The organism is uncultured Intestinimonas sp. (assembly GCF_944387245.1).
Classification (GTDB): Bacteria; Bacillota; Clostridia; order Oscillospirales; family Oscillospiraceae; genus Intestinimonas.
Genome location: NZ_CALXEE010000100.1, coordinates 1 through 5,932, shown reverse-complemented (window position 1 = coordinate 5,932; position 5,932 = coordinate 1). Strand labels below are relative to the sequence as shown.

Here is a 5,932-nt window from a genome sequence, read left to right as displayed (position 1 = left end):
CAATCTGTTTTTTCCGGGGACATGTGCCTCGGAAAAAACTCTGCTCAGCCTGCAAGCGTGCGAGTCGGGGCCCCAAACAAAGCCCAGCGAAGCGGGTTTGTTTGGGAGAGGAGGGGCAAGGAAGCGGAGCGATGCCTGGCCGTCAGGCCAGGATGAGCGGTGTGGACTTTGCCCCGACGAAGTGCGACGCAGCAGGCTGCATCTCTTCGAAAAAATGCTTGCATTTTTGAGAGAAGAAGCTTAATACGCCACGCCCCAGTAGACCATGTGCTTGGCGGGCTTGCCGCAGATGGGGCACACGTCGCCCAGGTGCTCCTGAGCGAAGGGGATGCAGCGGGAGGTGACGCCGGCCTCCTCCTTCATGCGGATCTCACAGGCCTCATCGCCGCACCACATGGTCTTGGCAAAGCCGCCCCGCTCCTGCATCTTCTCCCGGACCTCCTCCAGGCTGGAGCAGGCGTAGGTGTTGTCCTCCAGGTTCTTCTTGGCCTTGGCGTAGAGGCCGTCGTGGATGGAGTCCAGCATCGCGGCCACGGTGTCCTCGATGCCGTCCAGGGAGACGAAGGTCTTCTCGCCGCTGTCCCGGCGGACCAGGACGCACTGGTTCTTCTCGATGTCCTTGGGACCCAGCTCCAGGCGGAGGGGGATGCCCTTCATCTCGTACTCGGCGAACTTCCAGCCGGCGGACTGGTCGGAGTCGTCCATCTTCACCCGGAAGCCGGCCTTGACCAGGCGGTCCATGACGGCCCGGTTGGCCTCCAGGACGCCCTCCTTGTGCTGGGCCACGGGGATGATGACCACCTGGATGGGGGCGATGCGGGGGGGCAGCACCAGGCCGTTGTTGTCGCCGTGGGTCATGATGATGCCGCCGATCATTCGGGTGGACACGCCCCAGGAGGTCTGGTGGGGGTAGTGGAGCTGGTTGTCCTTGCCGGTAAAGGTGATGTCGAAGGCCTTGGCGAAGCCGTCGCCGAAGTAGTGGCTGGTGCCGGCCTGGAGGGCCTTCTTGTCGTGCATCATGCACTCCACGGTGTAGGTCTCCTCGGCGCCGTTGAACTTCTCCTTGTCGGTCTTCTGGCCCTTGACCACGGGCATGGCCAGCACGTTCTCCAGGAAGTCTGCGTAGACGTTCAGCATCCGCTGGGTCTCCTCACGGGCCTCCTCAGCGGTGGCGTGCATGGTGTGGCCCTCCTGCCACAGAAACTCCCGGTGGCGCAGGAAGGGGCGGGAGGTCTTTTCCCAGCGGAGGACGGAGCACCACTGGTTGTAGAGCTTGGGCAGGTCACGCCAGGAGTGGATGATGTTCTTGTAGTGCTCACAGAACAGGGTCTCACTGGTGGGGCGGACGCAGTAGCGCTCCTCCAGCTTGTCGCTGCCGCCCATGGTCACCCAGGCACACTCGGGGGCAAAGCCCTCCACGTGGTCCTTCTCCTTCTGGAGGAGGCTCTCGGGGATGAGCACGGGCAGGTACACGTTCTCATGGCCGTACTTCTTGAACTCGGCGTCCATCATGCGCTGGATGTTCTCCCAGATGGCGTAGCCGTAGGGGCGGTAGATGAACATGCCCTTGATGCTGGAGTAGTCGATGAGCTCCGCCTTCTTGCACACGTCGGTGTACCACTGGGCGAAGTCCACCTCCATATCGGTGATCTGCTCCACCTGCTTCTTGTCCTGTGCCATTTATCTCAATCCTTTTCCTCGAAAATGTATGTGTGGTCCATTTTATGTGCCCCGGCGGGAAAAGTCAAGCCTTCCCGGGCATTTGAGGCCTTTTCTCTCCGCTAATGAGCCGGGCCAGGGTCCGGTTCAGCACGGCGAAATCGATGGGCTTGGAGACGTGGGCGTCCATACCCGCCTCGGTGGTCTTGGCGATGTCCTCGGCAAAGGCGTTGGCGGTGACGGCGATGATGGGCACCGTGGCCGCGTCGGGCCGGTCCATGGACCGGATGGCCTGGGCCGCCTGGCAGCCGTCCATCTCGGGCATCTGCATATCCATAAGGATGGCGTCGATGGAGCTGGGCGGACTTTCCGCGAAGCGCTCCACCGCCTCGGCGCCGTTTACCGCCGGAATCACCTCCATCCCATTCATGGTGAGGATGGACTGGCTGATCTCCATGATGAGCTCGTTGTCCTCTGCCAGGAGGACCCGCTTTCCGGTGAGCTCCACGGCCTCCTCCTCCGGCGTCGGCTCCTCCGCCCCCTCCTCCGTCCGGACGGCCTCCATGGGCAGGGTCACCGTGAAGCGGCTCCCCTTCCCCAGCGTGCTCTCCACCGTGATCTCGCCGCTCATCTGCTGGACCAGGCTCTGGACGATGGGCATGCCCAGGCCGGTGCCGGTGACCGTCTGGGAGGTGAACCGGGTCTCCCGGGCATAGGGGTCAAAGATGTGCTCCAAAAACTGCTCCGACATGCCGATGCCCGTGTCCTCCACGGTGAACTGATATTTGCTGTGCTGCTGGAAGTGGAACTGCTTCACCGTCACCTCCACCCGGTCTCCGTTCCGGCTGTACTTGAAGGCGTTGGAGATGAGGTTGTTGAGGATCTGTCCCAGCTTGTGGGGGTCGCCCTCCACCATGGTGTCGGTGATCTCCAGCTTCACCGAGAAGTTCCGGTCGTCCTTTTCCGCCATATCGTAGAAGACGGCGGTCAGATCCTCTACGCACTGCCGGAGATCGAAGCGCCGGCAGTCCAGGGGGTTGCGGCCGGACTCTAGCCGTGAGAGCTCTAGGATGTCGTTGATGAGGGTGAGCAGCTGCTTGCCCGAAAACTCGATCTTCCGCATGTAGCCGTCCACCTTCTCCTGGTCGCCCCGGTCCCGCTGGGCCAGCTCGGAGAGGCCGATGATGGCGTTGAGGGGGGTGCGCATATCGTGGGACATGTTGGAGAAGAAGGCGTTTTTTGCTCTGGTGCTCTTCTTGGCGGTGTCCAGGGCCTCCTGGAGGATGCGCATATGCTGGAGCTGCTGGCGCTTTTCCAGGTCCACCTCCCGGAAGCAGAGAATGACCTCGTCCGGGGCCCGGCTGCCGTCGTAGAGGGTGCGGACGTTCACCCACTTGTAGACATCGCCGAAGCGGCGCTGGTAATCCCCACCGTAGTCGGGAATCCGGGCGGCCACCCGCTGGCGGATGCTCTCCAGGGAGAAGGCCAGGGCGAACTCGTGGAAGGTGTCGGGCTCCACCAGGGTGCCGATGATGTCGATGAGGCTCTGGTAATCTCCCGTCTCCGGCAGGGTGCCCACCATGTCCGGGGAGAGCTTGATGGCCTCATAGGTGGCGGTTTTGTAGTTGACCCGGTAGATGGCGTAGAAGGAATCGCCCAGGATGTGGATGGTGCTGTCGGCCCGCCGGATGCGCCGGCTGTTTACCAGGTCCCGGAGCACCATAATCACCATAACCGCCATCACCAGCGCGGAGACAGCCACCAGCACCATGACGGGGAGATTGCGCTCTCCCATGAGGACGGTCTGGAAGGGGATGGTGAGGATGACGGTCCAGCCGTTGCTCATCTCATAATAGTAGGCCCCCCGTTCCACCCCGTCAGGGTCCCGGAAGGAGGCATCGTAGGCCAGCAGAGACCCGTCCCGGATCCCCTGGAGCAGCTCATCGGTAAAGTGCTGGAGCTCCTCGTCGGATACATTCCACTTGGTGGTGGCATAGAGGAGGGTGCCTTTGGAGTCACATAGATAGAGCGAGCCGTTTTCGGGCAGGCTCTTGCTCCCCACCAGCTCGTGGAAATTCTGAGGAAAGATGTCCATGGCCAGCACGTTGTTAGAGTTTTGGAACTTTCTCGCCACCGTGATGACGGGCTTTCCGGTGATGGCGTCGATGTAGGCGTCGGTGAAGATGACCTGCCCGTGGGCCTCCAGTGCCATCTGGTACCAGTCCGTGCTCTCATAGTCGTAGCCCCCGTCCCCCGCCCAGGGATTGGCGGCCACGATGGCTCCGTCAATGACGGCATAGGGGTCGATGACGTTCTCGCCCACGATGGAGGTGATCTTGGTGAAATAGCTGTGGAGCCACTGCTGGAGCTCCTCCGTCTCCGCGCCGGAGCGGCTCATCTCCTCCACGTACTGGCAGCCCAGGTCCAGGAAATTCCGGAAGGTGGCCACGCGGAGCTCCTCCTCGGCGGCGTAGCTCTCCGCCAGGGACATGCCCAGGTCCTGGGTGTTCTGGAGCAGCTTGGCGCGCACCAGGATCACGCCAAAAATGAGCATGCTCACGCAAGCGATCATCAACAGGATGCTCAGCGCCGTATTGATGGACCCTCTCTTGCCGCTGTTCACAGCAGTCTCCCCTTTTCTGCACCTCTGCCGCCGGATGCCCCGCCGGCTTTTTTACGCCTTATCATCATACCCCCAAATATTTGGAAAGTAAACGAAAATCTGTCTTATCTGCTGCAAGAGCCGAGCCTTATACCTCTGCCGGCCGTCGGCCGGAACGGGCGCTCGCCTGCGTTGAGATACCCCGCCATACCATGTCTGTCGTTTCAGCCCAGAATATCTCTTAATCACAGGGAGATTCTCCCCGTTCGGTCCTAGTTGAAAGCCCCGGCAGACCGGGGGATAGCCTGCAAAAAGATCGCCCCGGCTCAGTTGAGCCGGGGCGATTGTTCTTATCCTATGCGCTCCGCAGGACCCTTACTTGCGGGGGTTCTTGATGGCGGCCTGAGCGGCGGCCAGACGGGCGATGGGCACACGGAAGGGAGAGCAGGAGACGTAGGTGAGACCCACCTTGTGGCAGAACTCCACGGAGGTGGGATCGCCGCCGTGCTCGCCGCAGATGCCCATATGCATCTCGGGCCGGACAGCCTTGCCGGCCTTGACGGCCATGTCCACCAGCTTGCCCACGCCGTTCTGGTCCAGGTGGGCGAAGGGATCGGACTCGTAGATCTTCTTGTCGTAGTAGTAGCCCAGGAACTTACCGGCGTCGTCGCGGCTGAAGCCAAAGGTCAGCTGGGTGAGGTCGTTGGTGCCGAAGGAGAAGAACTCGGCCTCGGTGGCGATCTCACCGGCCAGCAGGGCGGCGCGGGGGTCCTCGATCATGGTGCCCACCTCATACTTCAGATCGATGCCGGACTCGGCAATGATCTTGTCGGCGGTGCTCACCACGATCTCCTTGACGTACTTCATCTCCTTGACGTCGGTGGTCAGGGGGATCATGATCTCGGGCTTGATCTTGTACTGGCCCTTCTTGGTGACGTTGATGGCGGCGGTGATGACGGCGGTGGTCTGCATCTCGGCGATCTCGGGATAGGCCACGGCCAGACGGCAGCCGCGGAAGCCCATCATGGGGTTGACCTCGTGGAGGGAGGCCACCACCTCGGTGAGCCGCTCGGCGGTGATGCCCATGTCGGCGGCCAGCTCGGCGATGTCGCCGGGCTTGGTGGGCAGGAACTCGTGGAGCGGGGGATCCAGGTAGCGGATGACCACCGGGCGCTCGCCCATGACCTCGTAGATGCCCTCGAAGTCGCCCTGCTGATAGGGCAGCAGCTTGGCCAGGGCCTTCTTGCGCTCCTCGGTGTTCTCGGCCACGATCATCTCGCGGACGGCCTTGATCCGGTCGCCCTCGAAGAACATGTGCTCGGTGCGGACCAGACCGATGCCCTCGGCGCCGAAGGTGACGGCCTGCTTGGCGTCGCGGGGGGTGTCGGCGTTGGTGTAGACACCCAGCTGGCGGTACTTGTCGGCCCAGCCCATCAGGCGGCCGAAGTAGCCGGAGCCGGGATCGGCGGGCACGGTGGGCACGGCCTCACCGTAAATGTTGCCGGTGGAGCCGTCCAGGGAGATCCAGTCGCCCTCCTTGTAGACCTTGCCGCCCAGGGTGAACTGCTTGGCGGCGTAGTCCACCACGATCTCACCGCAGCCGGACACGCAGCAGGTGCCCATGCCGCGGGCCACCACGGCGGCGTGAGAGGTCATGCCGCCGCGGACGGT

The 5,932-nt window shown here is 62.6% G+C and carries 3 protein-coding genes; all 3 read right to left on the bottom strand.

Going from position 1 to position 5,932, the window contains the following annotated elements; translation table 11 throughout:
• Positions 1-240: 240 nt before the first annotated feature.
• Entirely contained in the window at positions 241-1,680 is a 1,440-nt protein-coding gene (proS, locus tag Q0K15_RS10265) for a proline--tRNA ligase (protein ID WP_294515756.1), read from the bottom strand.
• A 64-nt stretch (positions 1,681-1,744) separates the two neighbouring features.
• Positions 1,745-4,282, bottom strand: a complete 2,538-nt coding sequence (locus Q0K15_RS10260; RefSeq protein WP_294515755.1) for a hybrid sensor histidine kinase/response regulator — start codon at positions 4,280-4,282, stop codon at positions 1,745-1,747.
• A gap of 354 nt (positions 4,283-4,636) precedes the next feature.
• Positions 4,637-5,932 (bottom strand): putative PEP-binding protein (locus Q0K15_RS10255; RefSeq protein ID WP_294515754.1); only part of this gene is annotated, 1,296 nt, incomplete at its 5' end.